The sequence below is a fragment of the Mesorhizobium sp. M0060 genome (genome assembly GCF_040323155.1).
Taxonomy (GTDB): domain Bacteria; phylum Pseudomonadota; class Alphaproteobacteria; order Rhizobiales; family Rhizobiaceae; genus Mesorhizobium.
This window is the reverse complement of the sequence record NZ_JAMYUP010000012.1, coordinates 137,626-157,807: the sequence shown is the minus strand read 5'-3', so window position 1 is coordinate 157,807 and position 20,182 is coordinate 137,626. Positions and strand designations below refer to the sequence as shown.

The 20,182-nt window shown below is 62.8% G+C and carries 21 protein-coding genes; 10 read left to right on the top strand and 11 right to left on the bottom strand.

What is annotated here, in order from left to right; all coding sequences use genetic code 11:
• Positions 1-14 precede the first annotated feature (14 nt).
• Positions 15-764, bottom strand: a complete 750-nt coding sequence (locus NKJ94_RS14725) for a TetR/AcrR family transcriptional regulator (protein ID WP_352525936.1) — start codon at positions 762-764, stop codon at positions 15-17.
• A gap of 143 nt (positions 765-907) precedes the next feature.
• On the opposite strand from NKJ94_RS14725, the gene NKJ94_RS14720 reads away from it, so the two are divergent.
• On the top strand, positions 908-2,086 hold the full coding sequence (locus NKJ94_RS14720) for an HlyD family secretion protein (RefSeq protein ID WP_352525934.1): 1,179 nt from the start codon (positions 908-910) through the stop codon (positions 2,084-2,086).
• Between the two features lie 22 nt (positions 2,087-2,108).
• Entirely contained in the window at positions 2,109-3,704 is a 1,596-nt protein-coding gene (locus NKJ94_RS14715) for a DHA2 family efflux MFS transporter permease subunit (protein ID WP_352525932.1), read from the top strand.
• A 133-nt stretch (positions 3,705-3,837) separates the two neighbouring features.
• Here the strand turns inward: NKJ94_RS14715 and msrB are convergent, their stop codons facing one another.
• The 4 genes from msrB to NKJ94_RS14695 form a co-directional block, all read right to left on the bottom strand.
• The gene (gene msrB / locus NKJ94_RS14710; RefSeq protein ID WP_352525930.1) at positions 3,838-4,338 is read right to left on the bottom strand and encodes a peptide-methionine (R)-S-oxide reductase MsrB; all 501 of its coding nucleotides are present in this window, start codon (positions 4,336-4,338) and stop codon (positions 3,838-3,840) included.
• A gap of 175 nt (positions 4,339-4,513) precedes the next feature.
• Positions 4,514-5,071, bottom strand: coding sequence for a fasciclin domain-containing protein (locus NKJ94_RS14705; RefSeq protein ID WP_352525928.1), 558 nt, complete (start codon positions 5,069-5,071; stop codon positions 4,514-4,516).
• Positions 5,072-5,286: 215 nt separating this feature from the next.
• Positions 5,287-5,991 carry an anti-sigma factor gene (locus NKJ94_RS14700; protein ID WP_352525976.1) on the bottom strand — a complete coding sequence of 235 codons (705 nt, stop codon included), beginning with the start codon at positions 5,989-5,991 and terminating at the stop codon, positions 5,287-5,289.
• Positions 5,988-6,527 carry a sigma-70 family RNA polymerase sigma factor gene (locus tag NKJ94_RS14695; RefSeq protein ID WP_352525926.1) on the bottom strand — a complete coding sequence of 180 codons (540 nt, stop codon included), beginning with the start codon at positions 6,525-6,527 and terminating at the stop codon, positions 5,988-5,990. The genes NKJ94_RS14700 and NKJ94_RS14695 overlap by 4 nt, the downstream gene beginning before the upstream one ends.
• A 126-nt stretch (positions 6,528-6,653) precedes the next feature.
• Here NKJ94_RS14695 and NKJ94_RS14690 point away from each other — a divergent pair, with 126 nt between their 5' ends.
• Positions 6,654-8,150 carry an amidase gene (locus NKJ94_RS14690; protein WP_352525924.1) on the top strand — a complete coding sequence of 499 codons (1,497 nt, stop codon included), beginning with the start codon at positions 6,654-6,656 and terminating at the stop codon, positions 8,148-8,150.
• Positions 8,151-8,246: 96 nt separating this feature from the next.
• Positions 8,247-9,140, top strand: a complete 894-nt coding sequence (gene argB, locus NKJ94_RS14685; protein ID WP_352525921.1) for an acetylglutamate kinase — start codon at positions 8,247-8,249, stop codon at positions 9,138-9,140.
• Positions 9,141-9,272: 132 nt separating this feature from the next.
• Here argB and NKJ94_RS14680 read toward each other — a convergent pair whose 3' ends face one another.
• The 3 genes from NKJ94_RS14680 to NKJ94_RS14670 form a co-directional block, all read right to left on the bottom strand.
• Positions 9,273-9,671 carry a RidA family protein gene (locus NKJ94_RS14680; RefSeq protein WP_352525918.1) on the bottom strand — a complete coding sequence of 133 codons (399 nt, stop codon included), beginning with the start codon at positions 9,669-9,671 and terminating at the stop codon, positions 9,273-9,275.
• 209 nt (positions 9,672-9,880) lie between these two features.
• Complete coding sequence (gene bchE / locus NKJ94_RS14675; RefSeq protein ID WP_352525915.1) at positions 9,881-11,449, bottom strand: magnesium-protoporphyrin IX monomethyl ester anaerobic oxidative cyclase; 1,569 nt, start codon at positions 11,447-11,449, stop codon at positions 9,881-9,883.
• A gap of 102 nt (positions 11,450-11,551) precedes the next feature.
• Positions 11,552-12,028, bottom strand: a complete 477-nt coding sequence (locus NKJ94_RS14670; RefSeq protein ID WP_352525913.1) for an Lrp/AsnC family transcriptional regulator — start codon at positions 12,026-12,028, stop codon at positions 11,552-11,554.
• Positions 12,029-12,169: 141 nt separating this feature from the next.
• Here NKJ94_RS14670 and phhA point away from each other — a divergent pair, with 141 nt between their 5' ends.
• The gene (gene phhA / locus NKJ94_RS14665; RefSeq protein WP_352525911.1) at positions 12,170-13,003 is read left to right on the top strand and encodes a phenylalanine 4-monooxygenase; all 834 of its coding nucleotides are present in this window, start codon (positions 12,170-12,172) and stop codon (positions 13,001-13,003) included.
• A gap of 31 nt (positions 13,004-13,034) precedes the next feature.
• On the opposite strand, the gene NKJ94_RS14660 is transcribed toward phhA, so the two are convergent.
• Complete coding sequence (locus NKJ94_RS14660; RefSeq protein WP_352525909.1) at positions 13,035-13,796, bottom strand: GGDEF domain-containing protein; 762 nt, start codon at positions 13,794-13,796, stop codon at positions 13,035-13,037.
• A 161-nt stretch (positions 13,797-13,957) separates the two neighbouring features.
• Here NKJ94_RS14660 and NKJ94_RS14655 point away from each other — a divergent pair, with 161 nt between their 5' ends.
• Positions 13,958-14,665, top strand: a complete 708-nt coding sequence (locus NKJ94_RS14655; RefSeq protein ID WP_352525907.1) for a pyrimidine 5'-nucleotidase — start codon at positions 13,958-13,960, stop codon at positions 14,663-14,665.
• 37 nt (positions 14,666-14,702) lie between these two features.
• Here the strand turns inward: NKJ94_RS14655 and NKJ94_RS14650 are convergent, their stop codons facing one another.
• Positions 14,703-15,542, bottom strand: coding sequence for an LOG family protein (locus NKJ94_RS14650; RefSeq protein ID WP_023718198.1), 840 nt, complete (start codon positions 15,540-15,542; stop codon positions 14,703-14,705).
• 145 nt (positions 15,543-15,687) lie between these two features.
• Between NKJ94_RS14650 and dapD the strand changes: the two genes are divergently transcribed.
• The 4 genes from dapD (at position 15,688) to NKJ94_RS14630 (ending at position 19,095) form a co-directional block, all read left to right on the top strand.
• Positions 15,688-16,542, top strand: a complete 855-nt coding sequence (gene dapD / locus NKJ94_RS14645; RefSeq protein WP_352525906.1) for a 2,3,4,5-tetrahydropyridine-2,6-dicarboxylate N-succinyltransferase — start codon at positions 15,688-15,690, stop codon at positions 16,540-16,542.
• Positions 16,543-16,572: 30 nt separating this feature from the next.
• Positions 16,573-16,950, top strand: a complete 378-nt coding sequence (locus NKJ94_RS14640) for a DUF805 domain-containing protein (protein WP_352525904.1) — start codon at positions 16,573-16,575, stop codon at positions 16,948-16,950.
• Positions 16,951-16,971: 21 nt separating this feature from the next.
• Positions 16,972-17,760 (top strand): hypothetical protein, encoded by a 789-nt coding sequence (locus NKJ94_RS14635; RefSeq protein ID WP_352525902.1) that lies wholly within the window; start codon positions 16,972-16,974, stop codon positions 17,758-17,760.
• 234 nt (positions 17,761-17,994) lie between these two features.
• Positions 17,995-19,095 (top strand): GGDEF domain-containing protein, encoded by a 1,101-nt coding sequence (locus tag NKJ94_RS14630; protein ID WP_352525900.1) that lies wholly within the window; start codon positions 17,995-17,997, stop codon positions 19,093-19,095.
• Here NKJ94_RS14630 and NKJ94_RS14625 read toward each other — a convergent pair.
• The gene (locus NKJ94_RS14625; RefSeq protein ID WP_352525899.1) at positions 19,085-20,116 is read right to left on the bottom strand and encodes a 2-dehydropantoate 2-reductase; all 1,032 of its coding nucleotides are present in this window, start codon (positions 20,114-20,116) and stop codon (positions 19,085-19,087) included. The two genes, NKJ94_RS14630 and NKJ94_RS14625, sit on opposite strands and share 11 nt — an antisense overlap.
• Positions 20,117-20,182 lie beyond the last annotated feature (66 nt).

Genomic DNA, 20,182 nt, shown 5'->3' with positions numbered 1-20,182 from the left:
ACGGCACTGTCGCGTCAGGCGGATTTTGAAGCGCTTTCTTCGGCGGCAAGCTGTTCGGTGCCGTAGGCCTTCAGGAACACGTCGACGCCCGACCTGACGATATGCTCGATCTCGGCCGCACTTGGCGCCTTGGTGCGATAGGCGAATATGCATTGGCGGAAAAGGCCGGCCAAGCATAGCTCGGTGAACTGATAGGCGGCAAGCTCGACGTCATCGATCTTCAGCAGGCCGCGTTCGATAGCCATGTTGAGGAAAACCACAACCTTGTCATGGCCACGCTTCGGGCCGCGTTCGTAAAACCGCGCGCCAAGCTCCGGGATTCGTTCCGACGCGCCGATGACCGTACGCTGCGCCAGGATGACCCTGGCCGAGGTGATCTTCACGGACAGCACAATGCCGAACTTCACCAGCGTCGCGCGAAGATCGCCGATCTGGTCGAGCACTTCGTACATGTTCTTGAAGATCGTGCCGCGCTCTTCCTCGATCAGCGCTTCAAACAGTTCTTCCTTATTGGCGAAATAGACATAGATGGTGCCCTTGGACACGCCTGCCTCGCGGGTGATGTCGTTCATCGACGCCGCTTCGAAGCCCTTGTCGATGAAGACACGGCGCGCGCCGTCGATGATCTGGCTGCGCTTGACCGGGTCCTGGCCCGCAGCCGGGCGGCCGCGGGGCAGACTGTCCAGCAGGTCGCACTGATCCTTGCCAGTGCTGGGCAATAGGCCTGAATCAGGCAAAGGAGCGGCCTTGGGGGCTTCGGCCATAATGTCACACCTCGTAAAATAATTCGAACCATCCGGTTCGATTGCTCTTGATATGGGCCTCTTTAAGCGCTAAGTCAACGTCAAGATCGAACCGAACGGTTCAGTCTGACAAAATTCAGCGCCAGTTAATTTAGAGAGATATCATGTCCTCGAACGCGCCCACCAGTGCCGAAGTCCGCCCGTTCCCCAGTGCCAAGGTCCAGCCTGCGATCGAAGCGCCGGAAGCCCCTGCCAACCCCGCCGACGTCACCCCGCTGGCTCCCGCCAAGAAGAAGCGCTCGATGCGCTCGATGTTGCTGCCCATCATCGGCCTGACCCTGCTGGGCGCCGGCGCCTGGTATGGCTATGATTATTGGACCGACGGGCGCTTCATGATCACGACCGACGACGCCTATGTTCAGGCCGACACGGCGTTCATCTCGCCAAAAATCTCGGGCTATGTCGATCAGGTCAAGGTGACCGAGAACCAGCAGGTGAAGGCCGGCGACCCGCTGCTGGTGGTCGATGACGGCGACTACAAGATTGCCGTTGCCCAGGCCGCGGCGCAGATCGCCACGTTGACCAAGACGCTCGACCGCATCGATGCCCAGACCGAGGCGGCGCGCGCTTCGCTCAAGCAGGCGCAGGCACAGAAGACCGCCGACCAGGCCGCGGCCGACAATGCGAAGCGGGTTCAGGTCCGTGCCGCCCAGTTGCTCAAGACTCGCGTCGGTACCCAGGCCCAGTTGGACGATGCCCAGACGGCGGTCGAGCAAGCCAATGCCGCACTAGCCGGCGCCGACGCGCAGATCGCGGCGGCCCAGGCCAATATCGGCGTGCTCCAGGCGCAGCGGGCGGAATCGGCCAGCACGCTGGCCTCGCTGCAGCTTGCCCACGACAAGGCGGTGCGGGATCTGTCCTTCACCGTGCTGCGCGCACCCTATGACGGCGTGGTCGGCAACCGCTCGGTCGAGCAGGGCGACCTGATCAGCCCCGGACAGAAGCTCGCCGTCATCGTGCCAATGGACAAGCTCTACATAGTCGCCAATTTCAAGGAGACGCAACTTGCCCGGCTGGTGCCTGGTGAAAAGGTCAGGGTGTCGGTCGACGCGATCGATGGCCAGGACTTCGAGGGTACCGTGTCGTCGCTGGCGCCGGCTTCCGGAGCAGTGTTCTCGCTGCTGCCGCCGGAAAACGCCACCGGCAACTTTACCAAGGTCGTGCAGCGCGTCCCGGTTCGCATCGACGTCCCAGCGGAGGTGCTGAAGACGGGCAGGCTGCGCGCCGGCTTGAGTGTCGTCGTCGCCGTCGACAGCCGCACCGCGCCTTCGGCGTCGAAGTAACCGGGACCATCGGAGCAACGTCATGGCGACCGCAACCGTGACTGCAGGATCGGCGCCGGCGCCAGCCATTCGGGCGCCGGTCGACCACATCTCGACGCGCCGCGTCATCGCCTTCCTGGCGATGGTGTTCGGCATGTTCATGGCGATTTTGGACATCCAGATCGTCTCGGCCTCGCTGGCCGAGATCCAGGCGGGCTTGAGCGCCAGTTCCGACGAGATCCCGTGGGTGCAGACGGCCTATCTGATTGCCGAGGTGGTGATGATCCCGCTGTCCGGCTTTCTCAGCCGTATGCTGTCGACGCGCGTGCTGTTCACGATTTCGGCGGCGGGGTTCACCGCGGCCAGCGCACTGGCGGCGACCGCAACCAACATCGACCAGATGATCGTCTACCGCGCCGTGCAGGGCTTCATCGGCGGCGGCATGATCCCGAGCGTCTTTGCAGCCGCCTTCACCATCTTCCCGCCGTCGCGTCGCGCCATCGTCTCGCCGATGATCGGCCTGGTGGCGACGCTGGCGCCGACCATCGGCCCGACCGTCGGCGGCTCTATCAGCCATGCCATGTCCTGGCACTGGCTGTTCCTGGTCAACGTCGTGCCCGGCATTCTGGTGACGACGGCCGCCTGGTCGCTGATCGACTTCGACAAACCCAATCTCAAGCTGTTCAGCAAGTTCGACTGGTGGGGGCTTGCCGGCATGGCCGCCTTCCTGGGCTGCATGGAATATGTGCTGGAGGAAGGTCCGAACAATGACTGGCTGCAGGATCAGGCGGTGTTCATCTGCGCCATCATCATGACCTTCGGCGCAGTGCTGTTCTTCTGGCGCGTGTTCACCGCCGAGGAGCCGATTGTCGATCTGAGGGCCTTCAGCAATATCAATTTTGCCTTCGGCTCGCTGTTCTCCTTCGTCGTCGGCATCGGCCTCTACGGTCTGACCTATCTTTATCCCGTGTTCCTCGGGCGCATCCGCGGCTACGATTCGATGATGATCGGCGAGGCGCTGTTCGTCAGCGGCCTGGCCATGTTCTTCACCGCGCCGATCTCCGGCATCCTGTCGAACAAGATGGACCCGCGCATCATGATGATGATCGGCTTCTTCGGCTTCGCCACGGGCACCTGGTGGATGACGCATCTCACCGCCGACTGGGATTTCTATGAGCTGCTGATCCCGCAGATCCTGCGCGGCTGTTCGATGATGCTGTGCATGGTGCCGATCAATAACATTGCGCTCGGAACCCTGCCGCCGGAGCGGTTGAAGAACGCGTCGGGCCTGTTCAACCTGACCCGCAATCTCGGCGGCGCCGTCGGCCTGGCCGTCATCAACACGGTGCTGATCGACCGCAATGCCTTCCACTACGCCAGGCTCTCCGAGCACGTGCAATGGGGCAGTGCCGCGGCGCAGCAGAAGCTGCAGAACATGACGCTCAACTTCGAGCAGACTGCCGGGCTCGACGCCTCCAAGGCGGCCATCTCCAAACTGTCAGGCATGGTCCAGCAGCAGGCATCGCTGCTGTCGTTCATGGACGTATTCTTCATGCTGACGGTTTTGTTCGCGACGCTTGGGCTCTTCACCCTGGTGATCCGCAAGCCAGTCGCTCAGGGCGGCGGTGGCGGACACTGATTCGCAAACGTGGCAGCGGTTTCGGGGACGTTCCTCCAGTCCAAGCCCGGAAAGCTCTGACCACGCAAAAACTCCGGGCCGCAAGCCCGGAGTTTTTTCGTATGCTAGTTGGTTCGTATGCTGGTTGGATTTGTCAGGCCGTCGCCGGCTTGAAGGTCAAGGCGACGCCGTTGATGCAGTGCCGCAAGCCGGTCGGCGGCGGACCGTCGTCGAAGACATGGCCGAGATGGCCGCCGCAGCGGCGACAGTGGACCTCGGTGCGGGCCATGCCCAGAGACCTGTCCACGGTCTTGCCGATGGCGTTGGGGATTTCCTGCCAGAAGCTCGGCCAGCCGGTACCGGAATCGAACTTCGTTTCGGAGGAATAGACCGGCAGGTCGCAGCCGGCGCAAGCGAAGATGCCCTTGCGGTGCTCGTTGAGCAGCGGACTGGTGCCTGGATATTCGGTGCCCTCCTTGCGCAACACATTGAAGGCGGCGTCGGACAGGATGGCGCGCCACTCGGCCTCGGTCTTGGTGACCTCGAAGGTCTCGGCCGCGCTCGCATCCTGGGCTCCGCCCATGCGCAGCGCGGTGGCGCCTGCGACAACGCCAATGGCTGCCGCTCCACTCAAAAGAAGCTCGCGACGGTTCATGGCCATTCCTCCTGTCATTGCTTGTGCCAAATTCGACCGCCACATGGAAATCAAAAGCCGGTGACGATCGCTGTCCTCAAAGCGGGAACTCCGCGCCTTTCCACGTCTGGCGTGAACGGCGCGGAGTGTGCGCAGGGAGGCCTTAGCGATATCTTCGCTGGTCGCGCCCGTTTTGTTACATCTTCGGCAGGAGAACCTTGTCGACGACGTGGATGACGCCGTTCGACTGCTCGACATCGGCAATGGTCACATTGGCGATATTGCCGTTCTCGTCGGTCACGGTGACCTTGCCGCCGTCGGTCTTGAGCGACAGTTCGCAACCGCCGACCGTCTTGACCTTGTGCGCGCCGCCGTCGGCCTTGACCATCTTAGCGACGTCGGTCGCCGTCGCCTTGGCGCCGATGACGTGACAGGTCAGGATCTTGACCAGCTTGTCCTTGTTTTCAGGCTTGAGCAGCGTCTCGACCGTGCCGGCTGGAAGTGCCGCAAAGGCCTCGTTGGTCGGCGCGAACACGGTGAAGGGGCCGGCGCTCTGCAGCGTGTCGACCAGGCCGCCAGCCTTGACGGCGGCGACCAGCGTCGTGTGGTCCTTCGAGTTGACGGCATTCTCGACGATGTTCTTCTTCGCATACATGGCGGCGCCGCCGACCATCGGATTTTCGGCATAGGCAGCAGTGGCGAGCGCGGAAATGACGATCGTACCGGCAAGCAAAAGGGTGGCTAATTTACGCATGGTGTCAGACTCCTCTGGTTGTCTTTCCCATCTTTGGGGAACGCAAGGAGATACGGGGCAGAAATGCGGGAGTTTCGCTCCCTTCGGAAAAAACATTGTCTTGTTGAAATTTGTTCAGCGCAAATCGCTCGCCGCCAACAAGCTTTGCAAGCCTTTCATCACAAGATGATGGACTTCATTTCTTCTTTTCCAAAGAGACCCAATGCGAAAAGTGATCAGATGCTCTTCAGATCGCCCGCTGCGACCACCGGTCCAGTCGGCTGGCCGGTCGGTGAACCGCCGGCAGGCTCGACGCTGACCGCAAGCACGGCGCCTTGCGCCAATTTCTCCTGGACGGCCGGCGGGATGGCCAGATGCGCGGTCGCACCGGCCGGGATGACGCCCATCGATACCGGCGCATTCTTGCCTTCGATCATCCACAGCTCGAAGTCCTTGCCGGCGGCCCGCTCGCCGGAGACGTGGGAAAGGCCGACATCGTGACGGGCGGCGTCGTAGACGACGAGGTATTTGACGTCGCTGCCTTCGGCTGCCAGCGAGGCGACAAGCCGAGCCTGCGGCTCGACGACCGGTGGATTGACGTAAGGCAGGGCAATATAGATTGCCAGGGCCGCAACGGCGGCAGCGGCAAGGCCGCGCCAGAAGCCAAGGCTCGACCAGAGGCCGGCGCGCGGCCCTGCCGCGAACAGCCGGCGGTCCAATGCTTCCTTGACCCTGATCGGAGGCTCTGTCGACGGATAGGCCGCGGCCATCGGCGAAAGATGCGCCTCCCAGCTGTCGACAAGGCGCGCAAAGGCGGCGTCCGCATCGATGCGGCGTGACGCGATCTCGCGTTCGTCCGCGGCCAGCACGCCAAGGACGTATTCGGCGGCGAACAGGTCGTCGCCCCCACGTTCCGGTCCGTTGTCGTCAGCCAGCGTCATCTTTCCAGGCATTCTCTCAGTTTCAACAAGCTGCGCCGCAGCCAGGTCCGCATCGTGTTCAGCGGCACGCCATGGCGCTCCGCCAGTTCGGCATAGCTTTTGCCATCCAGATAGGCGCCCCGGACGGCCGCCGCCCGGTCCTTTTCCAATTCACCGAGACAATGGTAGATGCGTTCGGACTCACCGCCCGTCACGGCCATGGCCTCCGGTCCCGGCGCTGGATCGGCCACGTCGAGCGCGGCATCGATATAGGCGGCAGGCTCTCGCCGCGCCCTGATGCGATCGATCGCATGATTGCGCGCAATGGCCACCAGCCAGGAAATCGGGCTCAGATCCGAGACGGCGAAACGGTCCGCCTTGGTCCATATCTTGACGAAGACCTCCTGAAGCGCCTCTTCTGCGTCTCCCCGGTCCTTCAATACACGAAGGCAGGCGCCGAAAAGTTTCGCGCTGGTCTGCCGGTAGAGCAGATCGAACGCAGCCCGGTCCTTCATCGAAGTCCGGACAATCAGGTTGCTGATGTCCTGCGGCGTCATCGGGTGCCAAATTAGGCAATTGCAATGTATTTGCAACGACTGAAATGGTCTTGCGCACCGGCAACACCAGCGTCGATTGCCAAGGAAATCGCCGCCCGCTAGCTTGCCATGAGCGGGGGAGCGACCATGTCGATTGAACGGGTTCTGTGGGAGCATGACGCAATCGGCCTGGCCGCACTCGTGCACAAGGGAGAGATCACACCGCAAGATCTTGTCGATGCGGCGATCGCCCGGGCCGAGGCCACCCGCCCGGAGATCAACGCCATCGCCGAACCACTTTATGAGGCGGCGCGGGCGCGGGCGAAAACCGTTGATCGCAAGCTGCCGTTTGCCGGAGTGCCCTTTGCGCTGAAGGATCTTGGCATCGCCATGAAGGGGGTGCCGACGCATGGCGGCAGCCGTATCCCAGCCTTCACCCCCGATTTCAACTCGGTGATGACGGAACGCTATCTGGCCGCGGGGCTCATTCCGATCGCCACCAGCACCGCACCCGAACACGGGCTGAGGCTGGTGACCGAATCGGCGGCATTCGGCGTCACCCGCAACCCATGGGACACCGCACATACGACTGGCGGTTCCTCGGGCGGTGCGGCTGCGCTGGTCGCAGCCGGCGTCGTGCCGATGGCGCATGCGTCGGATGGCGGCGGCTCGATCAGGGTGCCTGCGGCTTGTACCGGGCTGGTCGGGCTGAAAACCTCGCGCGGCCGTGTTCCCTTGACGCCGCTGATCACCGAAAGCTGGTACGGCTTCGTCGTCGACCATGCGGTGGCCCGCTCGGTGCGCGATACGGCCCTGCTGCTCGACCTGACCCACGGGCCCGACCCGCTGTCGCCCTACGCGGCACCGCCGCCGAAAGGCAGTTTCGCCACCGCAGCCGGGCGCGATCCGGGCAAGCTCAAGCTCGCCGCCTACCGAAAATCGCCGCTCGGCCTGCCGATATCGGAAGAGACGCTGAAAGCTCTGGATACGGCGATTGGGCTTGCGCGCGACGGCGGGCACAGCGTCGAGGAGATCGATCTGCCCTATATCGATCGCGATTTCATCGCCGATTTTGCCAGAACCGTCGCTGCGGCGGTGGCCGGCACGATGCGCGGCGAAGCGTTGCGCGTCGGCCGCTCCATCTCAGGCGACATCGAGCGCGCCACGCGTGTGATGAGCCGCTTCGGCGAAATCGTCTCGGCCGGCGAGATCTATGCCGGCCTGCAGCGGCTGCACGCCGCCTCGCGCCGGCTTATCACCGAGACTGCGCGCTATGATGCGGTGCTGATGCCAGTTATTGCGCACCCGCCGCTCGCCTGCGGCGTCATGGACCCGAAAGGCGCCGACGAATTCATCGAGAACGTACTGGACAGACTGCGCCTCGCCGGCCTGCTGAAGTTCAAGCCGCTATTCGGCCAGCTGATGGACAAGAGCCTGTGGTTCACCCATTGGCCGGCGATCCAGAACGTCAGCGGACAACCGTCGATCGCGCTGCCGGTCTACGTCACCGATACCGGCCTGCCGCTCGGCATCCAGGCCGCCGGGCGCCCCGGCGACGAGGAAACGCTTTTGTCGTTCGCCGCGCAGATGGAAAAGATCTCGGGATGGCTGACGAGGCGGGCGCCGCTGCAGGTGCCGGCATAGAAGATGATTTGATCGATGATGAGGGCAAAGCCGTTTGCGGCCTGCTGCAATTCCCGCTAAGACGCCGCCGTTCATGCCAAGCTGGGAACCACGCCGATGACGGACGTCGCCGCCACCGCCGAAATGCAGGCCGCGCTGCTTTCAAGGGCGCTGCCCTATATGCAGCGCTACGAGAACAAGACGGTCGTGGTGAAATATGGCGGCCACGCGATGGGCGACATTGCGCTCGGCAAGGCCTTCGCCCGCGACATCGCGCTGCTCAAGCAGTCCGGCGTCAACCCGATCGTCGTGCATGGCGGTGGGCCGCAGATCGGTGCCATGCTCAGCAAGATGGGAATCGAATCCAAATTCGAGGGCGGCTTGCGCGTCACCGACCAGAAGACCGTCGAGATCGTCGAGATGGTGCTGGCCGGGTCGATCAACAAGGAGATCGTCGCACTGATCAATGCCGAGGGCGAATGGGCGATCGGCCTGTGTGGCAAGGACGGCAACATGGTTTTCGCCGAAAAGGCGCGCAAGACCATGATCGATCCGGATTCCAACATCGAGCGCGTGCTCGATCTGGGCTTCGTCGGTGAGCCGGTAGAGGTCGACCGCACATTGCTCGACCTCCTGGCGCGATCCGAAATGATCCCGGTGCTGGCGCCGGTCGCGCCCGGGCGCGACGGCCATACCTACAACATCAACGCCGACACTTTTGCCGGCGCCATCGCCGGCGCCTGTCAGGCGACGCGCCTGCTGTTCCTCACCGACGTGCCTGGCGTGCTCGACAAGAACAAGAAGCTGATCGACGAACTGACCGTGGCCGAGGCCAAGGCCCTGATCAAGGACGGCACGGTCTCGGGCGGCATGATCCCCAAAGTCGAGACCTGCATCGAGGCAATCGAGCGCGGCGTCGAAGGCGTCGTCATCCTGAACGGCAAGACGCCGCATGCGGTGCTGCTCGAGCTGTTCACCGAACACGGCGCCGGCACGCTGATCGTGCCGTGAGTGGCCCCAGTCTGTCCAACGCTGCGATAGCCCGGATGACCGTCAGATCATCATCGCAGCGCTTGTCGAGACAGGCGGGCGGTGAACGATCGATTTAGGCAATCTCCGCCTTCGTCGCTCGCCGCCAGTCGATCATCCGGGCCGAGGAAGCCGCGCGATGACCTTTATTTCAAAATCGAAGCCCGCCAGCCAATTCACCCCCACCGCGGTCCAGTTCGGGTAGGGCGGTTCACCGATCGCCTTAAGTCGAACGGCGTCAATCGCCTCCCACTGCGTGGCCGGGTCGGTGTGGAAAGTGGTCACGTCAACGATGTCGTCGAACGTGCAACCGGCGGCCTTCAACACCGCCGCGAGATTGTCGAAGGCAAGCTGGACCTGCTTTTCGAAGGCTGGCTCGGGCGATCCGTCCTCGCGGCTGCCGACTTGGCCCGAAACGAACAGAAAGTCGCCTGAGCGGATCGCCGCCGAATAGCGGTTGATCTCGTAGAGGGCCTGCCGACCGGCAGGGAAGATCGCATCGCGTTTGGTCATTGTTTCACTCCATTCGGACAAGGCAGGCCGGCCAGACCTCGCGACCATCGCGATGTGGCTTCACCGGGAAGGGCGAGAGCCGCTCGCAAGACTTCAGGGTTTTGGATCGCTGCGCTCCACTTTACGGGGCGGTCATTGATATACGTCCCGTATGCCTGAAGTGGGTACATACATTCCGTATGTCAATACACATACGTTGCGTATGTTTGTTAAGAGATTGCCCGGAGCCGGTCAGGCCGCGGCGAAATCGTGATCCCAGGCGGTGTCAGCCTGCGCGCCGGGTGCGCGACCACCATCGATTCCTCTTCCTCGTCCTGCGGCGCGCCCCAGAATTCGGCCAGCGTCGGCCCATTTTTCAGGCGGCGGTCGCGGACCAGAAAGCCCCAGACTTCGCGGAACCAGACGCGGCGGCCCATTTTTGTGTACCAGCGCATCGAATGCCGTTGCTCCGGATCCTTGTGGAACAGGATACGCGCCAGAGCCTTTGGCCGCGACTGTACTGCCAGTTCGATCAGCTTGACGGCGAAGAACAATATCCACGGCTTGAGCCGGGTCATCTGCAGCACCTGATGCTTGTAGTCCCACAGGCGGGCATCCAGCTGGATCACCTTGCGATCCCTGGCAATCCTGAAGAACGGCGTCCAGCGGTGCGGCGTGACGTAGAGCGCCTGGATCTGGTCGGGGTCATAGGCGATCAGCTGGCGGAAGCCGCGCCAGAGGTCACGGAGGCTTTCGTCCTCGAAACCGGCCACCCAGGTCGCCATCGACAAGATGCCGTTGAGGCGCAGCAGCCGTATCGCCTCGCGGTCGGATGAGGTGCTGCCGCCCTTGCGGATCAACTGGAGCGTCTGCTCGTCGGTGTTTTCCATGCCAAGCAGCCAGCGGATGACGCCGGCCTTGCGATAGAGATGCAGGCTGTCGGCATCGCGGACGATGTCGTCGGCGCGGGTCGAGCCGACGATCAGCACCGGCACATTCTCGGCGATCATCGCATCGAGAAAGGCGCGCCAGGCTTTTTTGGAGGATGTCGGGTTCTCGTCGGCGAGGTTGATCAGCTCGACGCCATGCTGCCGGTACAGCCAGGCGATCTCTTGCGCGAATTTCACGGGGTCGCGATGCCGCCAGCGCGTCCAGAAGCCACGCTGGCCGCAATAGTTGCACAGATGCGGGCAGCCTCGCGAGAACTGCATGACCACCGCACGCTTGCCTCCCCAATAGCTATAGCGGCGATGATCGATCAGTTCCCAGCCGACGCGGTAGTCGTCGAGGTTGGCGATCGTCCTTGCCGGCTTGGTGGCGAAGGGCCGCCGCAAATCGTCAGGAAAGGCGATGCCCGCCACGTCCGACAGCGGCTTGCGTTTCTCCAGCGCCTCGACCAGCGCCACGATTGTCGCCTCGCCCTCGCGGCGCACGATGAAGTCGAAGGCATCCGTTTCGGCCAGTATGTCGCGCCAGTGATAGGTGGGGAACACGCCGCCATAGATCAGGATTGTCGCCGGATCGATGTGCTTGACCATGCCGGCGATCAGCAGGGCTATCGGATGCGCAGAGGTCGAGCCGGAATGGCCGATCAGAATGCAGTCGGGATGGTCGCTCAAGGCGTCCCGGACCAGCGTGGCAAGCGGCATCGGCCCGAATTCGGCGTCGACAAGCCGCACTTCATGTCCCGCGTCGATCAGCGGACCGCCCAGTGCCAGCAGACCGAGCGGCGGCAGGTGGTCGTCCGGCACACGGCTGCCGATAGCTGTATGCGGCGGGTTGATCAGGACGATTTTCATGGCGGACCTTATGCAATGGCGGTCCGCATGTCGTAGTCGGCGATCTAGCTCCGGAGATTGGCTCGCTTCAGCAGTTTGTGTGCAGCTTTTCCGCAGAAATGCCTATCGTCTGAGATGTGCAAGCGGGACATGGCCAGGCCCCTTGATGTTCTGCAGCACAAGCTGGGTGTGGACGTCGCGCACGCCTTCGAGCCGCATCAGCCGGTGCATGACGAAGGCATTGAGCTCGTCGACCGACGGCACCATCACATGCAGCAGGAAATCATGGTCGCCGGTCATGGTCCAGCATGAGGACACCTCGTCCATGCGCTGAACGGCGGCGATGAAGCTTTCGGGCGAGCCGTCGCTGTGGCTGGTCAAGCGCACCTGGATGAACACCTCGACCATCAGCCCGACGGCGCGACGGCTGAGCACCGCGGCGAAGCCCTTAATGATGCCCGCCTGCTGAAGAGCCTCGAAGCGCCGCGCGCAAGGTGTCGTCGACAGGCCGATCTCCTGCGCCAGCTCCGATACCGGCTTGCGCCCGTCGCGCTGCAGGATGTCGAGCATCTTGATCTCGAATTCGTCAAACTGAGGCATTTTCACTCTCCCGAAGCTCGATCGTGGAGTCTTTTACCTCCAAGCCCGCATTTGGGCCACCATCAAAGCTGATTTGCCTCGCGCCCTCCGGCTAGAATTTCCGGCAATCCGCTAATCATGATTTGTAGGGAGAGCAAACCAATGACGATGAACGTTGCCGACTATGCCCGCGAATGCGCGGCGCGAGGCCTTCGCGGCGATTATTCGGTCTGCCGTGCCGATTTCACCGTGGCGCAGGGCTATAACTATACCGACGAAGAACAGGCGGTGTGGCGCACGCTGTGCGACCGCCAGACGAAGCTGACCAGGAAGCTGGCCCACCACTCCTACCTCGATGGCGTCGCGGCGCTCGGCCTTCTCGACAAGATCCCGGACTTCGGTGCGGTCAGCGAGAAGCTGCGCAAGCTCACCGGCTGGGAGATCGTCGCTGTGCCGGGGCTCATTCCCGCCACGCCGTTCTTCGACCACCTCGCCAACCGCCGGTTCCCGGTCACCAACTGGCTGCGAACCCAAAAGGAGCTCGACTACATTGTCGAGCCCGACATGTTCCACGATTTCTTCGGTCACGTGCCGATCCTGACGCAGCCGGTCTTTGCCGACTTCATGCAGATGTATGGCAAGAAGGCCGACAGCGTGATTGCGCTCGGCGGCGACGAGATGATCACCCGGCTTTACTGGTACACCGTCGAATACGGGCTGATGCGCGAGGCGGGCCAGCCGCTGAAGGCTTTCGGCGCCGGGCTGATGTCATCCTTCACGGAGCTTCAGTTCGCCGTTGAAGGCGGCGAGGCGCACCATGTCCCCTTCGACCTGGAAACCGTAATGCGCACCGGCTACGAGATCGACAAGTTCCAGCGCGCCTATTTCGTACTGCCATCCTTCGACGTCCTGCGTGATGCTTTCGAGACTGCCGATCTTGCGGCGATCGTCGCGCGCCGCAAAGGCGAGCCGGCGCTCGACCCGGCAAAGATCTAAAAGGTTAGTTCTTCTTAACGACCGCCAAGGCTCACGCCGCTTCGGAAATGTCCCTGTCGAGGACCGACAGATTGCGGCCGCGATGCTTGGCCTCGTAGAGCCGCCGATCGGCGGCTCGCATCAGATCCGACACGTCGATTTCCTCGCCGCAGGTGATGCCGCCAATACTGACGGTCAGCGGAACCGTTCGTTCGTCGACGGGGCGGAAACGGATACACTCGACTTCACGGCGGATGCGCTCGGCGACGCGCCTGGCTTCGTGTTCGGTGGCGCCGATCAGGAAGGCGCAGAATTCCTCGCCGCCGATGCGGCCAAGCATGTCGCCGCTACGCACGCCGCGCTCTATTGCATTTGCGATCAGAAGCAGCGCGTCGTCGCCGATCAGATGGCCGTAACTGTCGTTGATGGTCTTGAAATGGTCGGCATCGATGATCAGCAATGCGCCGCGATCGGATTTGCGCCGGGAGCCGTCGAGGGCGCCAAAGAAACTTTCGCGGTTGAGCATGCCGGTCATGTCGTCGCGGCTCGCCTTTTCCGCCAGGCGCCGATGCGCGGCGGCAAGCTGGGCATGATTGCGAGCAAGGTCGCGGTGCGCGTTTTTCAACCTTTCGCTCTGCCAGAACGAATAGGCGCCGGCGCCCCAGGCCAGAGCGAGCGGGCATAGGGTCGACGTCAGCCAGATGGTGCGATTGATCGAAAACCCCATTGCCGGAACAACGATCAGCGTCAACAGAAGTGAGGCGGCGACGGAGGCGAAAGCGATGGCGGCAGACTTTAGAAATATGCGATTCATCGCTTGCTCCCACTGGTCCGTCTTCGTGTCAGCAAGCGCTGAATGTCACCTTTCGGCGATGCGTAAGATTTTAATCGTGTCGCGTTTTTTACCACTCTTAGCGCGCATAGGTTGTGGATAAACCCCCTGCTAGAAAGATCGTTTCGTGCCATAAGGACGGTATGACCGCGCTTCCCGATCCCGCCCGCTTTGCCCATGTCACCGACTGGGTGTTCGATCTCGACAACACGCTCTATCCGCACCATTCGAATCTGTTCTCGCAGATCGATGTGAAGATGACCGCCTATGTCGGAGAGTTGCTGACGCTGCCGCGCGAGGAAGCACGCAAGCTGCAAAAGGAGCTCTACCGGGAATACGGCACGACACTGAACGGATTGATGACGCGCCACGGCATCGACCCCGACGATTTTCTCGAGAAAGTGCACGACATCGATTATTCCTGGCTGGTGCCCGATCCTGTCCTTGGCACGGCCATACGCCAGCTTCCCGGCCGTAAATTCATCTTCACCAATGGCGATCGCCGGCATGCCGAACGCACCGCGCGGCAGCTCGGTATCCTCGAGCATTTCGACGACATTTTCGACATTGTCGCAGCCGGGCTCAATCCCAAGCCGGCACGGCAGTCCTACGAGAAATTTGCCGAACTCCACGCTGTTACCGGGCAAAATGCGGTGATGTTCGAAGATCTCGCCCGCAACCTGTCGGTGCCGAAATCGCTGGGCATGACCACGGTGCTGGTGGTGCCGCGCAATTTCGAGCCGACCTTCTCGGAAATCTGGGAGCGCGACCCGGCCAATGAGGACGACGTGGACTTCGTCACCGACGACCTCGCCAGCTTTCTCACGGCGATCGTCGAAGTCACCGCTTGATCGCGGCGGCGCGGTTCAAACCTTTGTTTCCTATGCATCAGAGCTTGTAGAAGCGGCTGACGATCCCCCAGGCCTCGTCGGCGGTGTCGACGAAATCGATGATGTCCTGGTCGCCGGGCGTGATCGTGCCTTGCTCGGCGAGGAAATCGAGGTCGATCGCCCTTGCCCAGAAAGCCTTGCCGAACAGGATGACCGGCACGCGTTCCATGCGGCCGGTCTGGATCAGGGTCAGCGTCTCGAAGAATTCGTCCATCGTGCCGAAGCCGCCGGGAAACACCGCAACGGCCTTGGCACGCATGACGAAATGCATCTTGCGGACCGCGAAATAGTGGAAATTGAAGCAGAGCTCCGGCGTCACGTAAGCGTTTGGCGCCTGTTCGTGCGGCAGCACGATGTTGAGCCCGATCGATGGCGCGCCGACATCATCGGCGCCGCGATTGCCGGCCTCCATGACACCAGGCCCGCCGCCAGTCACCACGACGAATTCGCGATAGTACGAGGTGGCCGACTGCTGCGAGCAGAGGCGGGCGAATTTGCGCGCCTCCTCATAATATTTGCTGTTTTGCTCGAGGTTCTTCTTCTGCGTCTCGTTCTTGGCCGCCCAGGCCTCACCGCCGGGTTCGGGGATGCGGGCGCCGCCGAACAGGATGACGGTCGATTGAATGCCGCGCTCGGCCAGGATCATCTCCGGCTTCAGCAGTTCGAGCTGCAGCCTGACCGCGCGCAACTCGCGCCGCGTCATGAAATCGGGGTCGTTCCAGGCCAGCCGATACGTCTCCGCGCGCGTTTGCGGCGTGTCCGGCACGCTTTTCGACCGCTCCAGGTCCTCGTCCGAATGCGGCAGCGGCGTCCACCCCGCCTTTTCCATAGGAGTCATTTCAGCTTTACCCGTCCAATCATTCACTTGCGCCGTCCCGTGACGCTGCCGCGATTGACCCTCCCCAAGCCTTCACATAGGGTCCGCGCGACTTTCAAACAGGTTAAGGCGCCGGCCCTTAACAGCTTGGTAATGGAGCGAATTCATGTCGAAGCCCGATCTCGCGAGTCTCGAGAAGATCATCGAGAACGCCTTCGAGGAACGCGACACGATTTCGACCGCAACCCGCGGCGAGACGCGTGAGGCCATCCAGTCGGCGCTCGACCTGCTCGACCGGGGTGTCGCCCGCGTCGCCGAGCACCAGGCCGACGGCAAATGGCACGTCAACCAGTGGCTGAAGAAAGCGGTGCTGCTGTCCTTCCGGCTCAATCCGATGGAGATCATCAAGGGTGGTCCCGGTCAGGCGGTATGGTGGGACAAGGTGCCCTCGAAGTTCGACGGCTGGAGCGCCGTCGATTTCGAGAAGGCCGGCTTCCGCGCCGTGCCGTCGTCGATCGTGCGCCGCTCCGCCTATGTCGCGCCGGGCGTCGTGCTGATGCCGTCCTTCGTCAATGTCGGCGCCTATGTCGACAGCGGCACCATGGTCGACACCTGGGCGTCGGTCGGCTCCTGCGCCCAGATCGGCAAGAACGTCCATCTGTCGGGCGGCGTCGGCATCGGCGGCGTGCTGGAGCCGATGCAGGCCGGCCCCACCATCATCGAGGACAATTGCTTCATCGGCGCGCGCTCGGAAGTGGTCGAGGGCTGCATCGTGCGCGAAGGCTCCGTGCTCGGCATGGGCGTCTTCATCGGCCAGTCGACCAAAATCGTCGACCGTGCCACCGGCGAGATCTTCTACGGCGAAGTGCCGGCCAATTCCGTCGTCGTCGCCGGCTCCCTGCCGGGCAAGCCCTTGCCGAACGGCGAGCCCGGCCCCAGCCTCTACTGCGCCGTCATCGTCAAGCGGGTCGACGCCAGGACCCGGTCCAAGACCTCGATCAACGAATTGCTTCGCGATTGATCTTTCCCCACGAATACGAACGGGATTCGCTTGCCTGACAGATCAGACCTCATCTGGCTTTTCTTTAGAACTTCGGGCCGCGTCAGCCGCGCGGTCTATTTTCTGGGAGGACTGCTGGTGGCCATCATACAGGCCTTCCCGCTCTATCGTTTCACGCTGGTGCCGGAAGGCACTACCGAGAGCAACATGTGGTCGTTCATTTTCTTCATCGCCTTCATTGCCTCGCTTTGGTCGAACGTGGTGCTGGCGGTGAAGCGGTTGCATGACCTCGACAAGCCGGGTGTTGCGGCACTGGTGTTGTTCGTGCCGGTTGTCTCGATCATCGCTTTTCTCGTGCTTTGCCTATTTCCCGGGCAGCCGGGCCCCAACCGCTACGGCAAGCGCACCAATGCACCGGCCGAACCCTGAGCGCCGGTCGGACATTTCGTCATGCGCTACCGCTCGCTTGATTCGAAACTGATCCTCGAAACCGCCGAACGGCTGGAAGAGCGCATCGCCGAGCGCTTTCCCGATGCAGGCTTGCACGGTGTCGCCGCCGAGCTCGTGTCGCTGTCGCGCGATCTGGCAAAAGCCGCCAAGGCGCTAGAGGCGCCGATCTGGTGGCTGCGCGGCCTCATCATCGCCGCCTTCGCCGTCGGAGCGCTGATGTTCCTGTTCGTCGGCACGATCCTGCCGCTCGGCCGCATTTCGGGAAACCACGACGCCTTCCAGTCGGTGCAAGGCATCGAAGCCTCACTCAACATGATCATCCTCGCCGTGCTGGGCTTCCTGGCCCTGATCCGCTCCGAGGAGCGGATCAAGCGCAAGCGGGTGTTTCGCCAGCTCCACGGGTTGCGTTCGCTGATCCATGTCATCGACATGCACCAGCTGACCAAGGATCCGGCAGCGCTTTCAGCCAGTTTCAAGCCGACGCCGCATTCGCCAGCCCGCATCACCAATGCCGCCGACCTTGCCCGCTATCTCGACTACTGCTCCGAAATGCTGTCGATCACCGGCAAGATCGCCGCGCTGTTTGCGCAGTCGGTCAATGACACCGTGGTCATCGACGGCGTCAACGACATCGAGAACCTGGCTTCGAACCTGTCGCGAAAGATCTGGCAGAAGATCACGCTGATCGAAACCCCTCATGGGCAGCCGGCACGTGCGGGGAAGACCGATCCCGAGCCAGGTCCGCCGCGTCGGCCTGCGGTCCGCAAACGACCGGGGCCGGCAAGTTAAAACCCGCGACCCGGCGGCAGGTCCTCTAGAGCGGCGGAGCCGCGGATTTTCCGAAAGCCCGGTTTGGGCCGGATGCTCTAAGCGAATGTTAATCACCCTGGCCCAGCATGCCGGCGAAGACTGTGTCGACCGGCACGGAGCGCTCGACTGGCAAGCGACCTATCCCTGACGACCACGGAGCCACGCAAAACGTGGAGCGTCGGCGCTCGCCTGTTTGCCTGGTTCTCTTCGCCGATGAAATTGGAACCGGAAGCTGTCCGTGCACGGCTTCTCGACACCACCTTCGATCGCAAATTCGCAGTCCTGTTCGGTACCGTCAGCGTTCTGTTGGTTGCGGTCAGCACCGCACTTGCCACCGGGGATTGGTGGCCCTACGCCTGGATCGCAGCCGACCTGATGCTTTTCGCCGTCCGCGTTTTGCTGATGCGGGAATGCGAGCAGGCCCGCAGGCGCGGCTCGAAGGGGCCGCTGGCGGGCCTGATGGCAGCCAGTGGCGTATGGTCGGTTGTTTTCGGCCTTGGCTGCTATGGCTGTGTTGCCAGTGGGAATATGGCGCTTTCCGTACTGGCCGCCTTGAATGTCGCCGGTGTCGTTGGCGTGGTGTCGTCACGCAACGCGGCGACCCCGCGCTTCGCCATATTCGTCATGTTGGCCGTAAGCCTGCCTTACGTGGTTGGCGCACTGTTTTCTGCGGCGCCCGGAATGTCGATCGTCGGAATTCAAACGCCGTTCTATGTGGCCGGCGTCATCATCGTGCTGCTTCAGAACCACGCGATCAATGCCCGCATGATCCGCGCCGAGCTGGACAATCGCGACCTGGCCATCAAGGACGCGCTGACCGGCCTGCCAAACCGCATCTTCCTGCAGGAGAAATTGCGCGACATGTGCCGCGACCTTGCGGCGCCGGCCGCCAATGGTGGCAAGCCGTTTGCAGTGCTCAGCATGGATCTCGACGGCTTCAAACAGGTCAACGACCGTTTTGGCCACGCGGTCGGCGACGTGCTGCTGCGCAAGGTCGCCGAACGATTGAAGCGCGGCTTCCGGCCGGGCGACGTGGTCTTCCGTATCGGCGGCGACGAATTTGTCATCCTTTTGCCCGCAACCTCGGAGATCGAGGCCACCTATCTGGCAAAGCGGGCCATCGAAAAGGTTTCGGTGCCTTTCGACCTCGGGGTCGGTTCTGCCATCCATGTCGGCTTGAGCGTCGGCAGTGCCTTCGCACCCGCCGACGGGGGCGATCCGGAAATCCTGCTCACCTGTTCCGACCATGCGCTCTACGAAGCCAAGCGCACCGGCAAGGGCCGTTACTGGGCGCCTCTGCGGGCTACGATCTGACAGTCGCCGCGACGGCTTCCGGCGTCAAGCAGGGCGATCCGCGCCTCTCCTGCTCGGCCGCGCGGACCAGTGCCGTGACACGCTTCAGCAAAGCCGCCGGCGTGCCGGCCTTTTCGGCCAGGCGCAGGACCGCGCCTTGCAGTTCGCCGATCTCCGTCGGCCGGCGGCGCTGCAGGTCATCCCACATCGACGAACGCGCGTCCGGATCGATCGCAAGCATCCGCCGCGCCAAGAGCTTGAACAGCCAGTCGGGCAGGCGAAGCATTTTCGGCAACAGTGCGGGACGCAGGCCGCAGATGCGAGCGGGTTCGGTGCCTGTCGCCGTCATTGCCGCCAATGCTTCGTCGATCTGGCCGGCCAGGACCAGCCGCCAGCGGCGATCGGCAAGCTCTGCCGCCAGCGGCAGGCCGGAAAGCGCCACCAGCGCGTTGTTGAGGTTGAGCAGCAGCTTGCCCCACAACACCGCTTTGATGTCGCCATGCGTGGTGACGGCAAACCCCTCGACGTCAAGCAGTTCATCGAGGCCTGTCGGACTCTCGTCGATCATCACTTTGCCGCCGCTGGCGCGATGCAGGCGAAGCGGCAATTCGCCCTCCGGCGATTGGACCACATTGAACGGCACCATGCCCGCGAGCACCGGCCGGGGGGCGAGATGGGCTCGCAATTTATCGGCATTGTCGACGCCGTTCTGCAGGCTGAGTATCACCGCGTCCGGTCGGGCATGGGCGGCAATCAGCCCGGCCATGTCTTGCGTCGCGCCGCTCTTGACCGTCACCACGATGATATCGGCAACGGAGAATGCGGCTGCCGGGTCCGCCGTGACCGACAATGCGTCGGGCTTGATCGAGCGGTCGCGGCCGTCAGGGTCGGTGATGCGCAATCCACCTTTTTGCAGAGCCTTCTCGATGCGCGGTCGCGCCAGCAGAACCACCTTTCGCCCGGCAAGTATCAGGCAGCCGCCGGCATAGCAGCCGATACTGCCGGCACCGGCGATTACGATCGTCTTGCCACGCGTGACCATGCGATAGCCCTGTCCTGATCGAGAGGCCTTGCCGCAATTATACGACATGAAAACCATAATGTCGGC

Excerpts from the sequence above, each read along its gene's own strand:
- NKJ94_RS14725 (WP_352525936.1), bottom strand. The coding sequence starts at position 764 with ATGGCCGAAGCCCCCAAGGCCGCTCCTTTGCCTGATTCAGGCCTATTG.
- NKJ94_RS14720 (WP_352525934.1), top strand. The coding sequence starts at position 908 with ATGTCCTCGAACGCGCCCACCAGTGCCGAAGTCCGCCCGTTCCCCAGT.
- NKJ94_RS14715 (WP_352525932.1), top strand. The coding sequence starts at position 2,109 with ATGGCGACCGCAACCGTGACTGCAGGATCGGCGCCGGCGCCAGCCATT.
- msrB (WP_352525930.1), bottom strand. The coding sequence starts at position 4,338 with ATGAACCGTCGCGAGCTTCTTTTGAGTGGAGCGGCAGCCATTGGCGTT.
- NKJ94_RS14705 (WP_352525928.1), bottom strand. The coding sequence starts at position 5,071 with ATGCGTAAATTAGCCACCCTTTTGCTTGCCGGTACGATCGTCATTTCC.
- NKJ94_RS14700 (WP_352525976.1), bottom strand. The coding sequence starts at position 5,991 with ATGACGCTGGCTGACGACAACGGACCGGAACGTGGGGGCGACGACCTG.
- NKJ94_RS14695 (WP_352525926.1), bottom strand. The coding sequence starts at position 6,527 with ATGACGCCGCAGGACATCAGCAACCTGATTGTCCGGACTTCGATGAAG.
- NKJ94_RS14690 (WP_352525924.1), top strand. The coding sequence starts at position 6,654 with ATGTCGATTGAACGGGTTCTGTGGGAGCATGACGCAATCGGCCTGGCC.
- argB (WP_352525921.1), top strand. The coding sequence starts at position 8,247 with ATGACGGACGTCGCCGCCACCGCCGAAATGCAGGCCGCGCTGCTTTCA.
- NKJ94_RS14680 (WP_352525918.1), bottom strand. The coding sequence starts at position 9,671 with ATGACCAAACGCGATGCGATCTTCCCTGCCGGTCGGCAGGCCCTCTAC.
- bchE (WP_352525915.1), bottom strand. The coding sequence starts at position 11,449 with ATGAAAATCGTCCTGATCAACCCGCCGCATACAGCTATCGGCAGCCGT.
- NKJ94_RS14670 (WP_352525913.1), bottom strand. The coding sequence starts at position 12,028 with ATGCCTCAGTTTGACGAATTCGAGATCAAGATGCTCGACATCCTGCAG.
- phhA (WP_352525911.1), top strand. The coding sequence starts at position 12,170 with ATGACGATGAACGTTGCCGACTATGCCCGCGAATGCGCGGCGCGAGGC.
- NKJ94_RS14660 (WP_352525909.1), bottom strand. The coding sequence starts at position 13,796 with ATGAATCGCATATTTCTAAAGTCTGCCGCCATCGCTTTCGCCTCCGTC.
- NKJ94_RS14655 (WP_352525907.1), top strand. The coding sequence starts at position 13,958 with ATGACCGCGCTTCCCGATCCCGCCCGCTTTGCCCATGTCACCGACTGG.
- NKJ94_RS14650 (WP_023718198.1), bottom strand. The coding sequence starts at position 15,542 with ATGACTCCTATGGAAAAGGCGGGGTGGACGCCGCTGCCGCATTCGGAC.
- dapD (WP_352525906.1), top strand. The coding sequence starts at position 15,688 with ATGTCGAAGCCCGATCTCGCGAGTCTCGAGAAGATCATCGAGAACGCC.
- NKJ94_RS14635 (WP_352525902.1), top strand. The coding sequence starts at position 16,972 with ATGCGCTACCGCTCGCTTGATTCGAAACTGATCCTCGAAACCGCCGAA.
- NKJ94_RS14630 (WP_352525900.1), top strand. The coding sequence starts at position 17,995 with ATGAAATTGGAACCGGAAGCTGTCCGTGCACGGCTTCTCGACACCACC.
- NKJ94_RS14625 (WP_352525899.1), bottom strand. The coding sequence starts at position 20,116 with ATGGTCACGCGTGGCAAGACGATCGTAATCGCCGGTGCCGGCAGTATC.